Source organism: uncultured Microbulbifer sp. (assembly GCF_947489355.1).
In the GTDB taxonomy this organism is placed as follows: Bacteria; Pseudomonadota; Gammaproteobacteria; order Pseudomonadales; family Cellvibrionaceae; genus Microbulbifer.
The window spans coordinates 103,366-121,362 of sequence record NZ_CANLDD010000005.1; the positions used below are offsets into that span (position 1 = coordinate 103,366).

Sequence of the window (17,997 nt, forward strand, 5' to 3'; positions counted from 1 at the left end):
TTAGGGGGTGGCAATCACTGTCTGGTGCTGTTCCCCGAGTCCTTCGATACCCAGCGTCATGGTGTCATTGGCTTTCAGATAAATGGGTGGATTAAAGCCGAGGCCCACGCCTGGCGGTGTGCCGGTAGAGATGACATCTCCCGGTTGCAGGCTCATAAACTGGCTGAGGAAGCTGACGATATAGGCGGGTTTGAAGAGCATGGTTTTGGTGTTGCCGGCCTGGCGTCTGATACCGTTGACGTCCAGCCACATGGACAGATTGCCAACATCGCTGATTTCCTCCTTGGTGACAAGCCAGGGGCCAAGGGGACCGAAAGTGTCACAGCCCTTACCCAAATCCCACTGTCCGCTGCGCTCAAGCTGGAACTGGCGTTCGGAAATATCATTGATAACGCAGTAGCCGGCAATCGCTTCCTCAGCAACTGTCTCATCGGCATAGGCGGCCGCTTTGCCAATTATTATGCCCAGCTCAACTTCCCAGTCGGTTTTTTCACTGCCCTTGGGAATCATAACATCGTCATTGGGACCGCTAATGGCGCTGGTGAACTTTGAAAAAACCACAGGCTCTTCGGGAACTTCAGCACCGGTTTCTGCCACGTGATCGGCATAGTTCAATCCAATGCATAAAAATTTCCCGACATTGTTCACGCAGGCACCGTAACGCACTTTTTGATCAACCAGGGGCAGGGTACTTGGATCCAGGTCCATCAGCATTTGGAGCTTGTCCCCAGACAGTAAGTCCCCATCAATATCGTCAACGAACTTTGACAGATCGCGTATATTGCCATCACAGTCCAGCATGCCGGGTTTTTCGTGATTTTTTTTCCCGTAGCGTAAAAGTTTCAAGCTTGTATCCTCGCTATCGTTCAATCAATGTTACGCAAGCGCACGTGTTTACCTGTAGTTAAATGCTCCAACCACCGTCGACCATATTGATGGACCCGGTGGTGTAGCTGGATTCGTCCGAGGCCAGGTAGAGGACGAGTGCGGCAATTTCATCGGCTTGACCGAGGCGCCCCATGGGCTGTCTGGCCTCAAAGTCTTTGCGCGCCTGGGCGGGATCTGCAAAGGCATTTAGCCTGTCTCGTAGGGACGGTGTGTCCACAGTGCCCGGGCAGACCGCATTACAGCGTATTCCCTGGGTGACGAAATCAGCGGCGATCGACTTGGTCAGGCCAATGACGGCGGCTTTGGTTGTGGTGTACGCAAAGCGATTGGGAACACCTTTAATACTGGAGGCAACGGAGGACATGTTGATAATACTGCCTTTCTGTTGGGCCAGCATGGCGGGTAGAAAATTTTTGATCATTTGATAAAAAGATTTTACATTGAGATCAAAAGAGAAACTCCAGTCCTGCTCGTCACATTCGAGAATCGTGCCGTTGTGCACAAATCCGGCGCAGTTGAACAGTATATCGATGTTGCCGATTCTCCCTGAAAATTGCGCGATGGCCGCGTCATCGGTAACGTCGAGCACACAGGTGTGAATGGATGGGTGTTCTGCACTGAGCGCTTCCAGCGCTGAAGCATTGATGTCCGTTGCCCACACAGTGGCACCCTCGGAAAGGAATCGGATGGCTGTTTCTCGCCCAATGCCCGCACCAGCGGCGGTAATGACGGCTGTTTTGTGACTCAGTCTCAGGTTCATACGCTGTCTCTTTCTAATGACTTGGTAGGCAGGCAGGGCCTATGGCATCAAATTTTTTGTAGGTCAGAATAAATTCCTGGTGACCAAGGGTTTCGGACAGGCTGGCTTGTCCCCGGGAAACAGCAATGGTCTTTTGGTAAATCTCTTCGCCCACTTCATCCAGGGAAGCTTCGCCTAAAATAATTTTTCCGGCATTAATATCCATGTCATCACTGAGCTGAGCGAAGGTTTCCGGGTTACTGCAGATCTTGATCACCGGAGAAATGGCAGAGCCAACCACCGAACCGCGACCGGTGGTAAAGAGCGTGATGTGAGCGCCGCTGGCAATCATTTCCACAATTTCAGCGTTGTCTGAAATATTGGGAAAGCCAAAAGTTGGTTCGCCATCGGGAACCACGTCCATCAGATACAGGCCACCGTTTGGGGGTATATCTCCGGGTTTAATCATTCCGCTTATTTGCGCCGACCCCGATTTCATGTAAGCGCCTATGGATTTTTCCTCAATGGTGGTAAGGCCACCGTCGGCATTGCCGGGGGCAAAACTGCCATAGCCCATCTTGCTGTAATAGCGCTCGGCTTTATTGACAGAGGCTTGAATTTCCGCGCCCAACTCTGGAGTGATAGAGCGCTCGGCCATGATGTGTTCACAGCCAATCAATTCACCGGTCTCTTCAAAAATACAGGTGGCACCCTGATCGACCAGCTTGTCAAAGCTTCTGCCCACTGCCGGATTGGCGGAAATGCCACTGGTTCCGTCTGACCCACCACAAATGGTGGCGACAATCAATTCATTGATGCCCATAGGAACCTGGGGCTGTGTCGCTATCTGTGCCTGTGTGGATAGCACCCAGTCCAAGCCCTGATCAATGCTGGATCGAGTGCCGCCTGCTTTCTGGATGACCAGGGTTTTTACCGGTCGGCCGCTGCCATCAATTTCCTCGTGCAGGGTGTTGCGGTTAAAGCCTTCACAGCCCAAAGACACCAATAGAGCAGCGCCCACATTGGGGTGTGTGCACAGACGCTTCATAAGCTTTAGGGCGTAATCATTAGGAAAACAGCCGGGAAAGCCAATCAATTGTATGTCGGTGTGATTGGCACCCTCGACAATGCGGCGGGCCACATGGTGTGCGCACTCCACCAGGTAGGCGACGACAACAACATTGCGAATACCTTTGCGTCCATCTTCTCTGGGGTAACCAAGTATCTCTGTCATATTTTACCTTGAACCGCATGTCTATCGTGAGAGGGCATGTAATCACTCTTGATATTGTGCATGTGAACATGTTGGCCGAGTGCAATCTCCACTGTGGCCGAGCCTATCGGCATGCCACAGCGAACAATCTTTTCCCCCTTGGTGATCGCTTGGCGTGCCACCTTGTGGCCAACGCCAATGGCGGTTGATAATTGCATTTCGGTGCCGTTTATCATTACCACTTCATTCGCTTTAATTGGCCGGCAGCAGATGAGTACATTGTCTTCATCACTTAAGGCAATCAGGCGTTTATCTTGGGCTGTCGTTGTGTTCATGAATGTCATCAGTTTGTTGTGTTTAAGCAAAAAAGTGCGTCTTAAGAACGGGTCTTTTCCCCGGGCTGTCAAATGGTAGAGTGGTGCTTGTGCAGCCGATAAAAGTGCTGGGCACTTGTGCCCATGATGGCGGCCTGATCGTCAGCGGGCAGCGGGGCAATAAAAGTTTGTACCATCGAGTGCCAGTGCGCGTAGTCGGAGGCAAGATTGAGCACAGGCCAATCGCTGCCCCACATCAGTCTCCGCGGGCCAAAGCAAGCCAGCAGGTGTTGCATGTAGGGCTGAATTTCTGTATCGCTGGCACAGTGACCCGCTTCGGTGAGCAGGCCAGACAGCTTGCAATAGGCGTTGGTATCTTTGGCGATGCGGCTTATATTGTCGGCCCAGAGATCAAATTCTCCTGAGGCAATATCGGGTTTTGCGCCGTGATCAATGACGACGTTTAAGCTTGGGTAGCGCAACATCAGGGTGTGCAGGTTGTCCAGGTGCTCGGGTTTGACCAGAGCATCAAAACTCAGATTTTCCCTGAGCAAAATTTGAAATGCTGGATCGAGTTCGGACTTTAACATCCAGTTGCGGTCGTTAATATCTTGCAGCATCGGGCGAACTCCCAAAAACCTGGGTTGCTGACTCAGCTTTTGAAGATCCGCCTGGCCCGCGGGGGTATCCATCGCCACCCAGCCAACGACGCCGGCAATAAACGCATTTTCATCGGCCAAACTGAGCAGGTATTGCGTTTCTGCCAGTTTATCTGTGGCCTGTACCAGAATGGTTTGATCAATGTCACCGGCTTGCAAATGGCCTCTGATATCGTCGGGTAAAAAATCGCGATACAGTGCTTCGAAGCTGGGGCCCAGCCAGTCGTAATCTCCGCGGCTTAGCAGCCAAAAGTGCTGATGGCTATCTATCCGCATCGTAATTTCTCACCCGGTACTGGAGCGGATTCGCCGATTGCTCCACAAGATTTAAGCTCTGTCCAAAATTCGTCGGGGATCGTGTAACTCAACAGGTCAATGCTCTGTTGAATTTGCTCCGCTGAGCACATTCCGGGAATGACACTGCACACAGCCGGGTGCGCGAGAGGAAACTGAAGGGCCGCCGCAGGCAATGGCACTTGAAAGTGGCGGCAGACGGATTCAATCCGCTCAACGCTTTGAATGACCTCAGCGGGGGCTGGCTGGTAATTGTAATTGGGGGCGGCATTGGTTTGAGTGCCGCTGGCGAGGATACCCGAATTGAAAGGTCCGCCGATAATAACGGCGCTGTTGCGCTCGACACACTTGGGTAAAAAGCTCGTCAGTGCGCCTTGCTCCAGGAGCGTGTAACGCCCCGCTAACAGGAAACAGTCAAACTCCCCGTGCGCCATAGCGGCTTCACAGACCTGATATTCATTAACGCCCATGCCAATGGCTTTAATACGGCCATCGCGGCGAAGCGCATCCAGCGCTTTGTAGCCACTGGTCATGCAAGTGTGAAAGTGCTGTTGGTGGTCGGCGCCGTGGGTTGCCTGGCCCAGGTCGTGGATCAGCAGTACATCGATACGGTCAAGCCCCAGGCGCTGCAGGCTGTGTTCAAAGGAGCGCATGATACCGTCGTAGCTGTAGTCATAATGGCTGTCAAAGGGCATGGGCGAGTGAAAGCCGTGCCGCTGTGCACGGTAACCTGCCGGTCTCAGCAAGCGACCGACCTTGGTTGACAGCACGTAACCCTGATCCTGTTTTTGCCGCAACAGATCGCCCAGGCGCCGCTCAGACAAGCCCTGCCCGTAATGCGGGGCCGTGTCAAAGAGTCGAATGCCGCTGTTCCAGGCCGCTTCGAGGGTGTTTTTGGCCTGTTGGTTGCTAATGGCCTGGTACAAGTTCCCCAGCGGCGCGCAGCCGAAGCCGAGCTCACCCACGCTTAATGTGGTGTTGCCCAGGGTATTTATTGCAGAAGCGATATTTTTCATAAATAAAAATAGTTTTCACTTTCTAAAAAAAGAGTAACATAGTCCCCTATGGACGTACAGCGATCATTTACTGTGGGGTTGCCGGACAAGGCGATCCTTTGGCGGCTGGCCTCCAACGCCCTGGTCTTATTCGATTAACATTTAGGGGGTGTATCTGTGCGCAATTTGGGCTGTTTATTGTTGGGAATGCTACTGGGCACATTGGCCCTGGCCTATGATCCGGTGGAAGAGGGAGAGACAGAGGTCTGGTATGAGGATGCGAAGTTGGGGATTTTTATTCACTGGGGTCTATATTCGGTGCCAGGCTATGCGCCCGTGGAACATTACCCGGATGTTTCTAGGAGCTTTCTGGAAGAAGTGTGGGAATTTATCAAAAATGGCGGGGAAGTGGAGTCGGCCTACGCCGAGTGGTATTTGCACAACCTGAAAAAGGAAGGCGGGAAGACCGAGCACTATCATCGCGCGCAATTTGGTCAAGACTTTGACTACTACAACTTTGCCAAGACCTTTAACCAGGCGGTTCAGCAGTGGCAGCCTCAATCCTGGGCGAGTCTATTCGAACAGGTTGGTGCCCGATATGTGGTGTTGGTCAGCAAGCATCACGACGGTTTCACACTGTGGCCCAGTCAATACCCGAGTGCCAATATCCCTCGTGAAAATGCCCGTGCAAGTCGTGATATTGTGGGAGAACTCAGCGAGGCAGTTAGGAATGCGGGCTTGCACATGGGCTTGTACTTCTCCGGGGGCATCGACTGGTCTTACAATGCCAGCTACGACTTCACGCCACTGGGGTGGCACGCTTATCCCGAGGATTTTATTCACAATACTGACAATCAACTGGAAGAGCTGGTCGAGCGCTACCAGCCCGATATTCTATGGAATGATATCAGCTATCCAGAGGGCAGCCGGGTTGTTGATATTATTCACCGCTACCGCCAACAGCGACCTCACGCAGTGATTAATAATCGCTGGAGAGACATTTCCAGAGCAGAAATTAAGCCAGATTTCGGTACCCCGGAATATGCAACCTATGCAGACATTCAGCCGTTTAAGTGGGAAACCAGCCGGGGCCTGGGGTATTCCTATGGTTACAACCAACTGGATTCCGAACAAACCACGATCTCGCGCAAGGCGTTGATTCACTTTCTGGTTGATGTGGTGAGCAAGAATGGCAATCTATTGTTGAATATTGGTCCCAAGGCTGACGGCACTATACCGGATATCCAGTTAGACCGGTTAAAAGGACTGGGTGAATGGATGGCCGTGAATAGCGAGGCAATCTATAAAACCCGCCCCTGGATACGGGCCGAGGGGAAGACGAAAGAGGGGGGCGATGTGCGTTATACAGCCACAGATGACGCACTCTATGCGACACTGTTGAGTGCGCCTTCTGCTGAGCTTGTCACACTACTCGATACGCCGGTTGGCAAAATAGGGACCGTCAGCCTGCTGGGATTTGAGGGTGAACTTGATTGGCAGCACCAGGATGGAAATATCACCTTTCATTGGCCGGAGACGGCGGCAAACGCGCACGCCTATGTGATTAAGATTAGCCGTTCAGCATCTTTTGTTCAGTCGCGTTGATTGATCACAAAAAAGCCGCTGCCCGCAACGACGGTACAGCGGCTTTAGTGCGAATGCCCTGAAGCTCAGGGTAAGAACCCAATCTCGGCGGCTCCGGCAAAACCTGTTCCCTGAGCGCCACCAGTGGATGTAATTTTAATGTATCGGGTGCTGATGGCTGTTTCAAAGTAGTGGATGCGCTCCACAGGGTTGTTCAGGATATTGCCAAATTGGAAAGGCTCCAATTTTTTCCAGCTCTTACCGTCGTCGCTGATTTCAATATAGCCCGCTTCAATCATGCCTTCAGCAATGGCTTGGTCCTGCCGGGGCAAGTAGCTAAGGGCACTAATTTCCTGCTGACTACCAAGATCCAGGGCCAGGTAGTGCTTCTCCTGCTTTTCCTGATCCAACTGGGCACTGAGCCAGAAGGTGTTGGCTTTGCCATCGAATGCTTTCTCAGCTGAGTGTTTGCCGTTCCAAAACTGATACCATGGACCTTGCTGTGCGCTGCTTGCGGACAGTAATTTCCAGCTGTCTTTACGGATGCTAAACAACCGGGTCGAGATTTCCCCCGGCGCGTTGCCGAGAAAGGCTCTGGCCTTAACGGTGCCGCCATCAAACGCAAAGGGCGCTTTATAGAGTGGGGAGTCCAAGGTTGGAGCACTGCCGTCGAGGGTGTAATGAAAGCGGGTCTGGCGCAGCTGGGCCTTGCTGTCAAAGCGTTTTTCTGCGGGATTCCAGTCGAAGTTATGTTCAGGTGCGCCCAACTGTATCTTGCCAAAGCGGGTCCTACTGATAACAACCGCGCTTGGCCGCGGGCGGTAATAGTGGCCTGAGATCGACATGACCGTTGCCTGCAAACGGCTTTGGGGGACTCTCAGTCGCAATTTATCCGTCGTTACGTCGGCAAATCGAAGGATCTTCTTATAGCCAACGGTGGTGCCCTTAGCGACCTCTTGCCATTGATTATCGATCCAGGCATCCAGGGCATGTTGTTCGATTCGCTGTCCTTTCCAGGCAATCGCTTCCTGCAACACAAAGCGGTTTAAGGTTACCGGCTGCTTTAGGTTGAGCTCAAAGTTGCGCTGATTGTCTGAGGTTTGCCAAAAGCTGCTTTCATTGTCATCGAGCACTTCAACGGGGCCGGAGGCATCTTCCAGCAGATTGGTATTATAGGTCTCACGAATACGCTTACCTACTTCATTGAGGACATCGGCATCTCGACGGGAGAACTTGCCCTCGGTATTGGGTGGGATATTCAGTAGGAAAACACCATTGCCCCCCACGCTGCGCTCGTAAATATCGAAGACATCATCGGCATTGCGGACGTCCTGATGGGTGTCGTCACGATAAAACCAACCATCGCGGATGGAGGTGTCCACTTCGGCAATGATATAGTTGAGCTGATTGGCGACCAGCTCCTCACCATAGACTTCGTAGTTTGGATCAAAAAGACGATCGCGGGAGCCGAGGTCCTTATCGGGTCGGTCGAGATTAATTTTTCCTTTCTGTGTGGGAATAATACTCCACTCAGAATCGCGTATATCCCCGGCTTCATTACCAACCCAGCGCACATCAGGCCCGCCAAAAATAACCGCTTCGGGGGCCAGTTCCCGAATCATGCTGTACCATTCGTCGCGAATATACGCTTGGCCCCCTTTGCGTTTAGGGTGGGCGCCATCAAACCAGACCTCATGAATGGGTCCGTATTCGGTCAGGACTTCGAATAGCTGGCTCATAAAATATTCATTGTAGTCGTCAGTATTAACGCGGAAAGTACGCGCGTCTGAAAAGGGGCGGCCCTTAACCGGTTTGGGAATGGTGCGCTCAGAATAAGTGCTGCGATTACCGTAAAGCCCCTGATCTGATTCCATTTGATAAAGATCGGCGGGGGACAAATAAACGCCTATTTTTAACCCTTCAGCCCGGCAGGCGTTGACCATTTCACGGAGTATATCTCCCTTGCCGCCCTGGAAGGGGGAGGACATTACACCGTGTTTGGTGTAGCGGCTTTGCCACAATACAAAGCCATCGTGGTGTTTCACCGTAATCACCGCCGTCTTCATGCCGGCTTGCCGCATGGTTTTACACCATTGGTCGGTATCCAATGCGGTTGGATTGAAAACCGCGGGATCTTCCCTGCCATTTCCCCATTCGACACCGGTAAAGGTGTTGGGGCCAAAGTGGATAAAACCGCTAAATTCACGTTTTTGATAAGCCAGCTGTCGATCACTGGGGATGACATTGGCAGCCTTTTCAATAATCGTGTCAGGGCTGTCACTGGGGCTTAGGGGCTGGACATGGGCAGGACTGATGGCCGCCGATACGGTGATCGATAGCCATACCGGCGTACACAGTGTGCATAAAAGGAGTGCTTTACGGCTTGCCTTAATCACAATAATACCTGTCGTTATTAGTGTTTGGGTTGGGTGATTCGCAGGGTGTAGGCGTACTGCTGTTCACTGCTGTAGTGATTGGGGGAGAATGAGGGCATAGTCACAATCAAGTTCCCGCCCCTGTTCTCCCAGCTCAAATCCTGATTCGAACCCAGCAGTGTTATCTTGCTGTCAGGGCTAGCCTGGACGCCTTTTAGGGTTAATTCAGATTCTGGCCACTGGGGTAAAATGGCGTACAAGTTATTCTCATCCGCGTTCACTTTCTGAGTGAAGAAAACCTGCTTGACAGCGTAGCCGGGTTCGGGATCAGTGGTTAACTTAAAGATGTTGTGATTGCCCACATAGTGTGTTTCAGGTTTGTAGTCACGGCGTCCTTCGGACCACTGTGTGGGGCGCTTCCATTTTTGCGTGCCATAAATGGCTTCGCCATTGGTTTTCAACCAGGCGCCCATACTCAACAAGCGATCCTGCATGATAACGGGGATATTTCCCCGGCTATCAGGTCCTATATCGAGAAGCAAATTACCGCCGTTGCTAACGATATCTATCAGGGTTAACACAAGCGCATGCGCGGAACTGTAATCAGCGGCATGCTCATTCTGGTTGTAGCCAAAAGAGAAGCCCAGGCCGCGACACTCTTCCCACACCCCGTCGAGAGATTGTGCTTCATACTCGGTGGTCAGATAACCGGTGAAGCCTGGTGATTGGCGCGTATCGTTTCCCCATCGATCATTAATGACCACCGTGTCTTTCACTTTGGAATCGTTAAATAACCAGGCGATTAATTCCGGGGTTTTCCAGTCTTCAGACTGCATATCCCATTCGCCATCTCCCCAGAGTAAGTCGGGCTCATAGCTTTCGACCAAATCCTTAAACTGGGGTGTGAAATGCTGATCGACATAGGCGTTATTATTTCCCCGAGTGCCTTTCCACTGTGGATGATACCATTCGTAGAGGGAGTAATAGAGGCCCATCTTCAGCCCGCTATTCTTTACCGCATGACTGAGTTCGCCGACAATGTCTCGTTTGGCCGCTGTATCGTAGCTGTTCCAGGGGAATCCGCGTCCATTGGCTTCCTCACTGGGCCAGAGCGCGAAGCCGTCGTGATGCTTCGAGGTCAATACCACATATTTGGCACCGGCGTCTTTGAACAGATCTGCCCACTGCTCTGGATTAAATAAATCCGCACGGAAATCATCAGCAAACTGATAGTAGCTGAAGTCTTCCCCGTAGGTTTTTTTGTGATAGCGACTGATTTCGTCGCCGTTAAAATCACCGTTGCCAAACAAACTTCTGCTTTGCAGCCAGTATTGATACCATTCGGCATAGGTGCCTTTGGGAGAGTAGGCCGGGACTGAGTAAGGGCCCCAGTGTATGAAAATGCCAAATTTGGCATCACCAAACCAACCGGGTATTTCCCTGGTATTGAGCGACGACCAATGAGGTTGATAGCGGTCGTCTTTGCTGGCTGCTGTGGGTTTTGTCTGGGGAGCATTGGTGATCGATTTTTGTCCCGGCAAGCTGCAGCTGACTAAAACAGCGGCGGTTGCCAAAAATACCATGGAGTGTATTATTTTTATTTTCACGCTTCGGTCTCTCCCTAAGTTTGCTGCATATTGAATAGCACAAAGCCAATTCAGCTTCTGGTAAAATCTATACGATTTTTTTACATTCTCCTCTCCCTTCACTGTTTTTCAAATTCAGGGCAGGGATTCCCTTTCGGATATAAAACTGATTGCGCAGATTGCAGGTTCCTGATTTAGTACACGGCTAATCCCGACTCGCCTTAGCGAACAAGCAGTGTCCCCACTCTAACCAATGACAGTGCCGAAAACACCGGCATTGCTTTACAATCACAATCTGTACAGACACCCCCTGGGTCTGACGGTTGTCTGTGGACTCATGTGCATAGCCGGGCAAGTACGATTGGTATATGCCGCAGGTGCAGGCACGGCAACCCTACCCAGCCACTACTGCCCGCGCTTGAACTGATGGAAAAATTCGCGCCAGTCTTGGTCAAATAGGACCTGTTGGGAGCGGGTTTGGCTTTAACATACTTGCCCGGCTGCGCAGGATGTCTTTTTTCGATTTCAACATACCCGGCACCTCCCAGTCTTCAAGAGCGTGTTGTATTGGCCAAGACTTATTCGGATTCAAGGTGAACCAAGGTGTTTTTCTGGTTTCGGACAACAGTCAGTGAAGCAATGGTTGAGCGTTCTACGCTGAGAAGATCCTTCACTGTGTAAACGGGGATTCGCGAGCCGTTGGCGACAACGGAGATTATCACATCGCCATCGAGAAGCCCGGCCTGATGCGCGGAAGATACGACTGGTGCGGAAAGAATCAAGACGCCAGACGCCTCTTTGAGACCCGCCGCGGATCGCTCCCCAAGGGTTTCAATATTTTTAATTTCCAGCCCCAACCATGTATTGGATTGACTGAGCCGATTGTTACGGAAAATTTCAGGTTTTGGGAACTCAGGTTGCTGGGCGATCGCTTTTAACTTTACGTTTTTGACTCCGAATTGGGTCATGGGAAAGTTTTTGAAGCCAATCGCCGCGACACTGTCCAGATTGACGACACTATAATTCCCTGTTTGGTAATTCGCAAAGCCAAGTTCTCCGAAGAGGCTGTTGCTGTCCACCCCCTTTGCTTGGTCTGTTTGTAAGTCGTGCCGGGAAAGATAGAGGTTCTTATCCACCTCTGCTCCCCAGTCGCTGATGCGAATATCGGCATGGGCCGACATAACCAGGTTCTTTCTGAAAATATCACCGCTGTTTTTAAACCAGACGTGTGGATGAAAGCCGTTGTTGAGTAAGATATTATTCTCAACGGTTCGATGAAAGCCTTCGCGCAGCTTGAGTCCACCTTCAAGACAAAGGTTGTTGTAGATGTGATAGTTGCTGGAGCCGTCGTCAAGATCGATATCCCAACCGTGAGAAGTCTGGAAGCGGTTATTCCGAATCACAGTGGTTTTAATTGCATCCAGTGAGGGCAGGGAAGGGTCCTTTGCAACAGTACGATTCATAATCCAACGATTGGGATGCCAGAATCGATCTCTTCCCCAGCTGTTAAATGCGCCGTGATCTTCGGTTTCCAACACTGTATTGAAGACGTCATTAAATTCCAGAACATGCCCCCCCCAGGTGCCCTCTGAGATATTTATACCGGATCTTGGTACGTTGTAGATACTATTGTGACGCAGGGTTATCTCTGCTGCCATGGAGAGTTGAATGCCGGCACTTTGCTTTTCCAGGCGGCCAATGTCATGAATCAAGTTGTCCTCGACCAGAGAGTGCGAAGGGTATTCAGGGCTCTTAGGCCCCGGTTCTCTGTCCATGTCTGATAATTGAACGGATTGGTGGTATTGAAACGCTGGGGAACGCACGCTGGACGCTTTGCCGACAAAAGAAATGGCACTGGCGCCGAGCTGAGAGAAGTGATTTGTCGTGATGCGAATGTTGCGAGCATAACCTGAAACCACAACCCCATTGCCGCCGAGATCAATCAGGCGATTATTGTCGAGCTGAACATCCTCGGCATTTTCAATAAAGATGGCGCCTCCGCGATACAGGGTCCAGTCACTGCGCAACAGAGGCTCGGCGGTTTGCATAAAGCTTTCACCCGCATGGACAAGTGTCAGGTTTTCGATACTAATATGTTTCACCGGCTTGCTGCTATTGCCGCGCACAATGATCAGCTCTTTGAGGCCAGCCACTTCCACCTTGGCCTGATTGAGGGCGACTCCCTCGGGAGGCTTAATATACAGTCGGGCCCTGTTCTCTTCGTAGTACCACTCTCCAGCTTGATCCAGCTCCTCGCGGATATTGTCCACGAATTGATAGTTTTTATGCATGCCATTGGCAGGGCGGTTGTTTTGCCAGCCACCAGACAATTTTAAGGAGCCATCGTCATTCTTCCCGGTGATTTGATAGTGAAACCCGCCCCAGCGTGCCCCGTGTAGCGCGTGGAGGTAGCCGCCCTCGGGGTTGCTCCAGGTTTTTGCCCTGCGTTTGATATCAGCAGCGGTGGTGTGGCCGTTAAACACGGCTACCTCGGGATTGTAATTGGGGTAGCGGGCTCTGATTTGCTTGTTGCCCTCGATAAAGAGCTGATCGAAGCTGGGGCCTTCAACCGTGGTCCACCAAGTGCCGTCGGCCATCTGCTGCCAGAGATTCTTAAGGCGGCGACCGCCGCTTAGCTGGCTCCTCCCCTTGGCAGAACCCCGAATAACCAGTGGTGTCTGTGGTGAGCCGGAGTCTAATGCGCCAATAACCAGTGATTCCTCTAAGTAGTGGGTGCCTGGCAACAGTTCAATGGTCAGTGGAGTCCCTGGTGCATCGCGGTGAATGGCCCGGGCCCGGGCCAGGGCGCTGGCCAGGCTGTTGAGTGGTGCCTGTTCGGTCCCCGAGTTTCCCGGCTGGCCGTTGGTCGCCACATAGAGTATGTCAGGCAGCGCTTCATAGTCGTAAATATTCAGCTTCTGTCGCGCACTCAGTGTCTGGTGCTGCGGGGCTATCGCCTTGCAAGCACTGGTGCAATGGAGGGGGTTGGTGGCACAGCCTGCCACAACCGTTGCCAGGATCAGCCCGGATGACAGGGATAGAAACTGCTGCATAGCGTGCTCCAGCTATTTGTATAGGGGCTTGGCAAGCCTTTGCTATAATGCAAATTCCATATACAAAAAATCTTTTAATTTATAAAAAAAGAGATTATCATGCCCTGTACCTTACAGCAATTATTGCCGTACAGATTTTTGCAGTAATTTGAAGCTTTGCTGCCAGATGCCGCAAAGGCTTCGCTCCTATACAAGGCAGCAGGGGTATTAATGAAGAAGCTAATGGCAGATAGGGTGCAATGGTGGTACGGGTTGGCACTTGTACTCATCACCCTGTCTGCTTCTGGCGTCGTGCATTCGTTGCCGGCGACAGGTTCCTTACTCCCTATACCCGCTGACATTGAGCGGACGCAGGGGCACTTTGAGCTGAAGCGCGATTACCGTATCACTATCTATGGGCGGGAGCTTGAGCGTGTTGCGCGCGGTGCCCGACGCTTTTCTGAACAGCTCGGCCTGATGCTTGAGACCTCTTTGCAGTTGAGCGAACTCGGCACTGCAATGGCCAGACCCCTTGAAGCGCTGGCAGCGGATATTGAGATTACCGTCACTGGTGTAACTGGGCGCTACCCCTCGATTAATACCGATGAAAGCTATCAGCTCAATATTTCTTCGGAGGCTATCCGTATCTCTTCAACCAGTGGCTATGGTGCCTTGCATGCCCTGCAGACACTGTTGCAATTGGCCCGGGTTGAGCAGGGGGGAATTCGTTGGCCCGCGGTGAATATTCGGGATGCGCCACGTTTTAAGTGGCGCGGCCTGTTGCAGGATGTAGTTCGTCATTGGATGCCTGCCGCTGTGATTAAGCGGCAACTTGATGCGATGTCGGCGGCAAAAATGAATGTGCTTCACCTGCATTTAAGCGACGATGAGAGTTTTCGCGTTGAGAGCTTGCGCTTTCCACTGTTGAACAGTTTGGGTTCTGACGGCGATTATTTCCGTCAGGATGAAATTGCCGAGTTGGTGGAGTATGCAGCCGATCGAGCGATACGATTGGTGCCTGAATTTGATCTTCCCGGACACAGTCGAAGCTGGCAAATCGCCTACCCGCAACTTTCCAGTCGAGTGGGAAAGGCTTATCACCTTTATAAAAAAGACCAGCTATTTTCTGACCCCCTGGACCCCACCAAAGAAAAAAACATCCAATTTATCAAAACACTAATCGGAGAAATGTCTGCACTGTTTCCCGATCTGTACTTTCATATGGGGGGCGATGAGGTTAATTATGATGCCTGGTTGAAAAATGATGAAATCCTCGCATTTATGCGCGCAAACGGCCTTGAGAAGCCTCAGGATTTGCAGGCTTATTTTATCCGCCGATATTACGACATACTGACAGATTTGGGCAAAGTGGCCATAGGCTGGGAGGAAATCCTTCACAAAACCATGCCTGAAGATGCCGTGCTGCATATCTGGCTGAAACAGAGATTTCCCGGTGAGTCCGCTCGACACCCGCTGCTGGTTTCGGGGGGCTATTACCTGGATTTAATGCACACGGCTTATGCCCATTACCAGCGCGACCCACTGGATGTAGTTATCGATGGGCTAAACGCTGAGCAGCGTAACACAGTAGAGAAAAACTTTCTTGGTGGTGAAGCAGCCAGTTGGAGTGAGCATATCAACGCCCACACGGTCGATATGCGTAACTGGCCAAGAGCTGCGGCTATTGCTGAGCGATTTTGGTCACCCAGAGCCGTTAGCGATGCGATGGGTGAAGATAATTTATATACCAGGCTGTTTGCCTTTTCTGATCAGTTGGAAAAGCTGGGCTTAAGGCATCGCAGCCATCCCGTCAAGGCAATGGTCTCTCTGGCCGGAAATGGCGGGAATGCGGATGCCTTGATGGTACTCGCTTCGGTGGCAGAGCCTGCATCGGAGCATATCAATAACGAGTACGGGCGGCTCTTTGCGCATATTACAGGCCTTACCTGGTTTACGGAGTTTGCAGAGGAAAGTTACCCCGTTGCGCGGTTTTTGGAGCATATTCCACCAGAGAGTGAAGTGGCCTGGCGATTCAATAGGCAAATAGAGCGTCTAATCGCTAAACAGCTGGGGGATCAGGAGATTCAGGCACTGAAACAACAGCTCACCACCTGGAGCTTAAATCACCAGAAGCTGGAAGAGACTTTCTCGCGATCAACCCTGCTTAAAAATGACAACGTTGAGTTACTTTCCGAGTTGATGAGCGCACTCGCAGGATTTGGTTTGCAGGCGGTAACGGCTATTGAGAATAATAAGCTCCTGAGCCAGCGAGTGCTCAGTTCCGGCAGGGAGGTTATCGAGAAATGTGCATACCTCGATCACAGCCTTGAAATCGAGGAAGAGTATGTCATTAAAAGCCTGTTCAGACCCAGGGGGTTAAGGATGCATGTTTTACCGATTCAGCGAGGTATACAGCAGTTGTATTTGGCTGTTGAACTGATTTGATTGTCGAAATGAAAAGATTTATTGTGTAAAACAATCAATATCCTTCCGTCTTACTAGTAATTAAAGATTTTATCGACCAATTTACATTGGTTAAGTCTCTGCTTGATGAGGATTTCACATGCTTGGTTCAAGAAAAAAAATAATGGGGTCAAAAAGAGTTGGGCAATATCTCTCTTTGCTGACTTGCTTGATGGCGTTAAGTTTCCCCTGCTACGGTGAAATCACTATTATCCCGGCACCGGTCCAGATGACAGAGAGCGCCGGGTATTACAGGCTCAGCCGGGAAACGAAAATTTACTATCATGGCGGTTCGGAAGAGGTTGCCCAGTACCTCGTGAAGTCCCTGTCCCCGGCAATGGGATCTGAGCTGGGTCTAGAAGAGGCATCAGCGGCAAGTGCTGAGGGAATTATTCTGACGGTTGTTGAAGATGCACTCCTGTTAGATGGGCAACCGCTGGGGAAAGAGGGGTATGAACTCTCGGTGAATAACAACGGTGTTCAGATTCGCGCCAACGATGCTGCCGGATTATTCTACGGCGTACAGACATTGCGACAGCTATTACCGGTTGAAATATTTTCCAGTAACGCGCAGACCATAGACTGGACGCTTCCGTTTGTGGATATTACTGATTACCCGCGTTTTGAATGGCGAGGCTTGCATTTGGATGTCGGTCGTCATTTTATGCCAGTCGAATTTATAAAAAATTTCATCAACCAGCTGGCATTACACAAAATGAATAAGTTGCACTGGCATCTGACTGAAGACCAGGGGTGGCGTATTGAGATTAAAAAATACCCGAAACTGACAGAAATCGGTGCTTGGCGTGATGAAACTATGCTTGGCCACTATAATGATCGGCCCAAGAGACCCTGGTGGAAGAAACTCATGTTTTGGTCTCCAGCTGAGGGCGACCATCGGTATGATGGCCAGCGCTATGGTGGCTTTTACACCCAGGATCAAGTGCGCGATATCGTGGCTTACGCTCAGAAAAGACATGTGGTTGTTGTTCCTGAAATCGAACTTCCTGGGCATGCTCAGGCAGCTGTCGCTGCCTATCCGGAGCTGGCCAGCAGCGATGAAAAAATTGGCGTGAAGCGCGAGTGGGGTATTAGTCATCATATTTATAATCCAGAGCTGGAAACGATTGAATTTCTCAAAAATGTGTTTATTGAAGTGATGGATTTATTTCCCAGTGAATTCATTCATGTGGGCGGTGACGAAGCCACCAAAACGCTGTGGGAAAACAGTCCCCGTATTCAAACGCTTATGAAAGAACGTGGGTTAAAGGACGAGCACGAATTACAAAGCTGGTTTATCAGGCAATTTGATGGGTTCCTGTCAGAAAATGGCCGCCGTCTTATCGGTTGGGATGAAATTTTGGAGGGCGGTCTGGCTGCAGGGGCAACGGTTATGTCCTGGCGAGGAGATAAAGGCGGTATTGCCGCGGCTAAAGCCGGTCACGATGTGGTGATGGCCGACTATAACTACACTTATTTTGACTATTATCAAGGAGATAAAGACGAAGAGCCCCTGGCAATTGGAGGCTTTCTGCCTCTGGAAAAAGTCTACAACTACAATCCGATTCCCCGTGCCCTGTCAGAAGCCGAGGCTCGTCATATTTTGGGCGCCCAGGGTCAACTGTGGACCGAGTATATGAAGACCCCTGAACATGTTGAGTATATGGCTTTTCCAAGAGCTTCTGCCCTGTCTGAAGTCCTGTGGCTAAATCAGCCTGAAGAGCAGCGAGACTTTGATAAATTCACCGACCGTTTGAAGGTTCATGCTGAGCGCCTTGCGTTAATGGATATTAATTTTCGAGGCTTAGACAGTAATCCATGAAATGACTACAAGATAAGTAGTGGTATTTGTGAA

At 51.0% G+C, this 17,997-nt stretch carries 12 protein-coding genes; 3 read left to right on the plus strand and 9 right to left on the minus strand.

Annotation, left to right across the window (positions count from 1 at the left end; all coding sequences use genetic code 11):
- The 6 genes from Q1A48_RS04355 to Q1A48_RS04380 all read right to left on the minus strand — a co-directional run bounded on the left by Q1A48_RS04355 (position 1) and on the right by Q1A48_RS04380 (position 5,123).
- Positions 1-846, minus strand: coding sequence for a fumarylacetoacetate hydrolase family protein (locus Q1A48_RS04355; protein WP_299941682.1), 846 nt, complete (start codon positions 844-846; stop codon positions 1-3).
- Between the two features lie 58 nt (positions 847-904).
- Entirely contained in the window at positions 905-1,648 is a 744-nt protein-coding gene (locus Q1A48_RS04360; RefSeq protein ID WP_299941686.1) for an SDR family oxidoreductase, read from the minus strand.
- Between the two features lie 13 nt (positions 1,649-1,661).
- Positions 1,662-2,861, minus strand: a complete 1,200-nt coding sequence (locus tag Q1A48_RS04365; protein WP_299941689.1) for a UxaA family hydrolase — start codon at positions 2,859-2,861, stop codon at positions 1,662-1,664.
- Complete coding sequence (locus tag Q1A48_RS04370) at positions 2,858-3,175, minus strand: UxaA family hydrolase (protein ID WP_299941691.1); 318 nt, start codon at positions 3,173-3,175, stop codon at positions 2,858-2,860. Before Q1A48_RS04370 ends, Q1A48_RS04365 begins: the two co-directional genes overlap by 4 nt.
- Positions 3,176-3,243: 68 nt before the next feature.
- A complete protein-coding gene (locus Q1A48_RS04375; RefSeq protein ID WP_299941694.1) occupies positions 3,244-4,089 on the minus strand; it encodes an amidohydrolase family protein in 846 nt (281 codons plus the stop codon).
- Complete coding sequence (locus Q1A48_RS04380) at positions 4,080-5,123, minus strand: aldo/keto reductase (RefSeq protein ID WP_299941697.1); 1,044 nt, start codon at positions 5,121-5,123, stop codon at positions 4,080-4,082. Before Q1A48_RS04380 ends, Q1A48_RS04375 begins: the two co-directional genes overlap by 10 nt.
- Positions 5,124-5,279: 156 nt before the next feature.
- Between Q1A48_RS04380 and Q1A48_RS04385 the strand changes: the two genes are divergently transcribed.
- Positions 5,280-6,707 (plus strand): alpha-L-fucosidase, encoded by a 1,428-nt coding sequence (locus Q1A48_RS04385; protein WP_299941700.1) that lies wholly within the window; start codon positions 5,280-5,282, stop codon positions 6,705-6,707.
- A gap of 65 nt (positions 6,708-6,772) precedes the next feature.
- Here the strand turns inward: Q1A48_RS04385 and Q1A48_RS04390 are convergent, their stop codons facing one another.
- From Q1A48_RS04390 to Q1A48_RS04400, 3 genes are all read right to left on the minus strand, one after another.
- A complete protein-coding gene (locus Q1A48_RS04390; protein ID WP_299941703.1) occupies positions 6,773-9,082 on the minus strand; it encodes an alpha-L-fucosidase in 2,310 nt (769 codons plus the stop codon).
- Positions 9,083-9,099: 17 nt separating this feature from the next.
- Complete coding sequence (locus tag Q1A48_RS04395) at positions 9,100-10,668, minus strand: alpha-L-fucosidase (RefSeq protein ID WP_299941707.1); 1,569 nt, start codon at positions 10,666-10,668, stop codon at positions 9,100-9,102.
- A gap of 557 nt (positions 10,669-11,225) precedes the next feature.
- Complete coding sequence (locus tag Q1A48_RS04400; protein WP_299941710.1) at positions 11,226-13,700, minus strand: PDZ domain-containing protein; 2,475 nt, start codon at positions 13,698-13,700, stop codon at positions 11,226-11,228.
- 210 nt (positions 13,701-13,910) lie between these two features.
- Here Q1A48_RS04400 and Q1A48_RS04405 point away from each other — a divergent pair, with 210 nt between their 5' ends.
- Positions 13,911-16,124 (plus strand): family 20 glycosylhydrolase, encoded by a 2,214-nt coding sequence (locus Q1A48_RS04405; RefSeq protein WP_299941713.1) that lies wholly within the window; start codon positions 13,911-13,913, stop codon positions 16,122-16,124.
- 118 nt (positions 16,125-16,242) lie between these two features.
- Positions 16,243-17,964 carry a beta-N-acetylhexosaminidase gene (locus Q1A48_RS04410; protein ID WP_299941716.1) on the plus strand — a complete coding sequence of 574 codons (1,722 nt, stop codon included), beginning with the start codon at positions 16,243-16,245 and terminating at the stop codon, positions 17,962-17,964.
- The last annotated feature ends 33 nt before the right edge of the window (positions 17,965-17,997 follow it).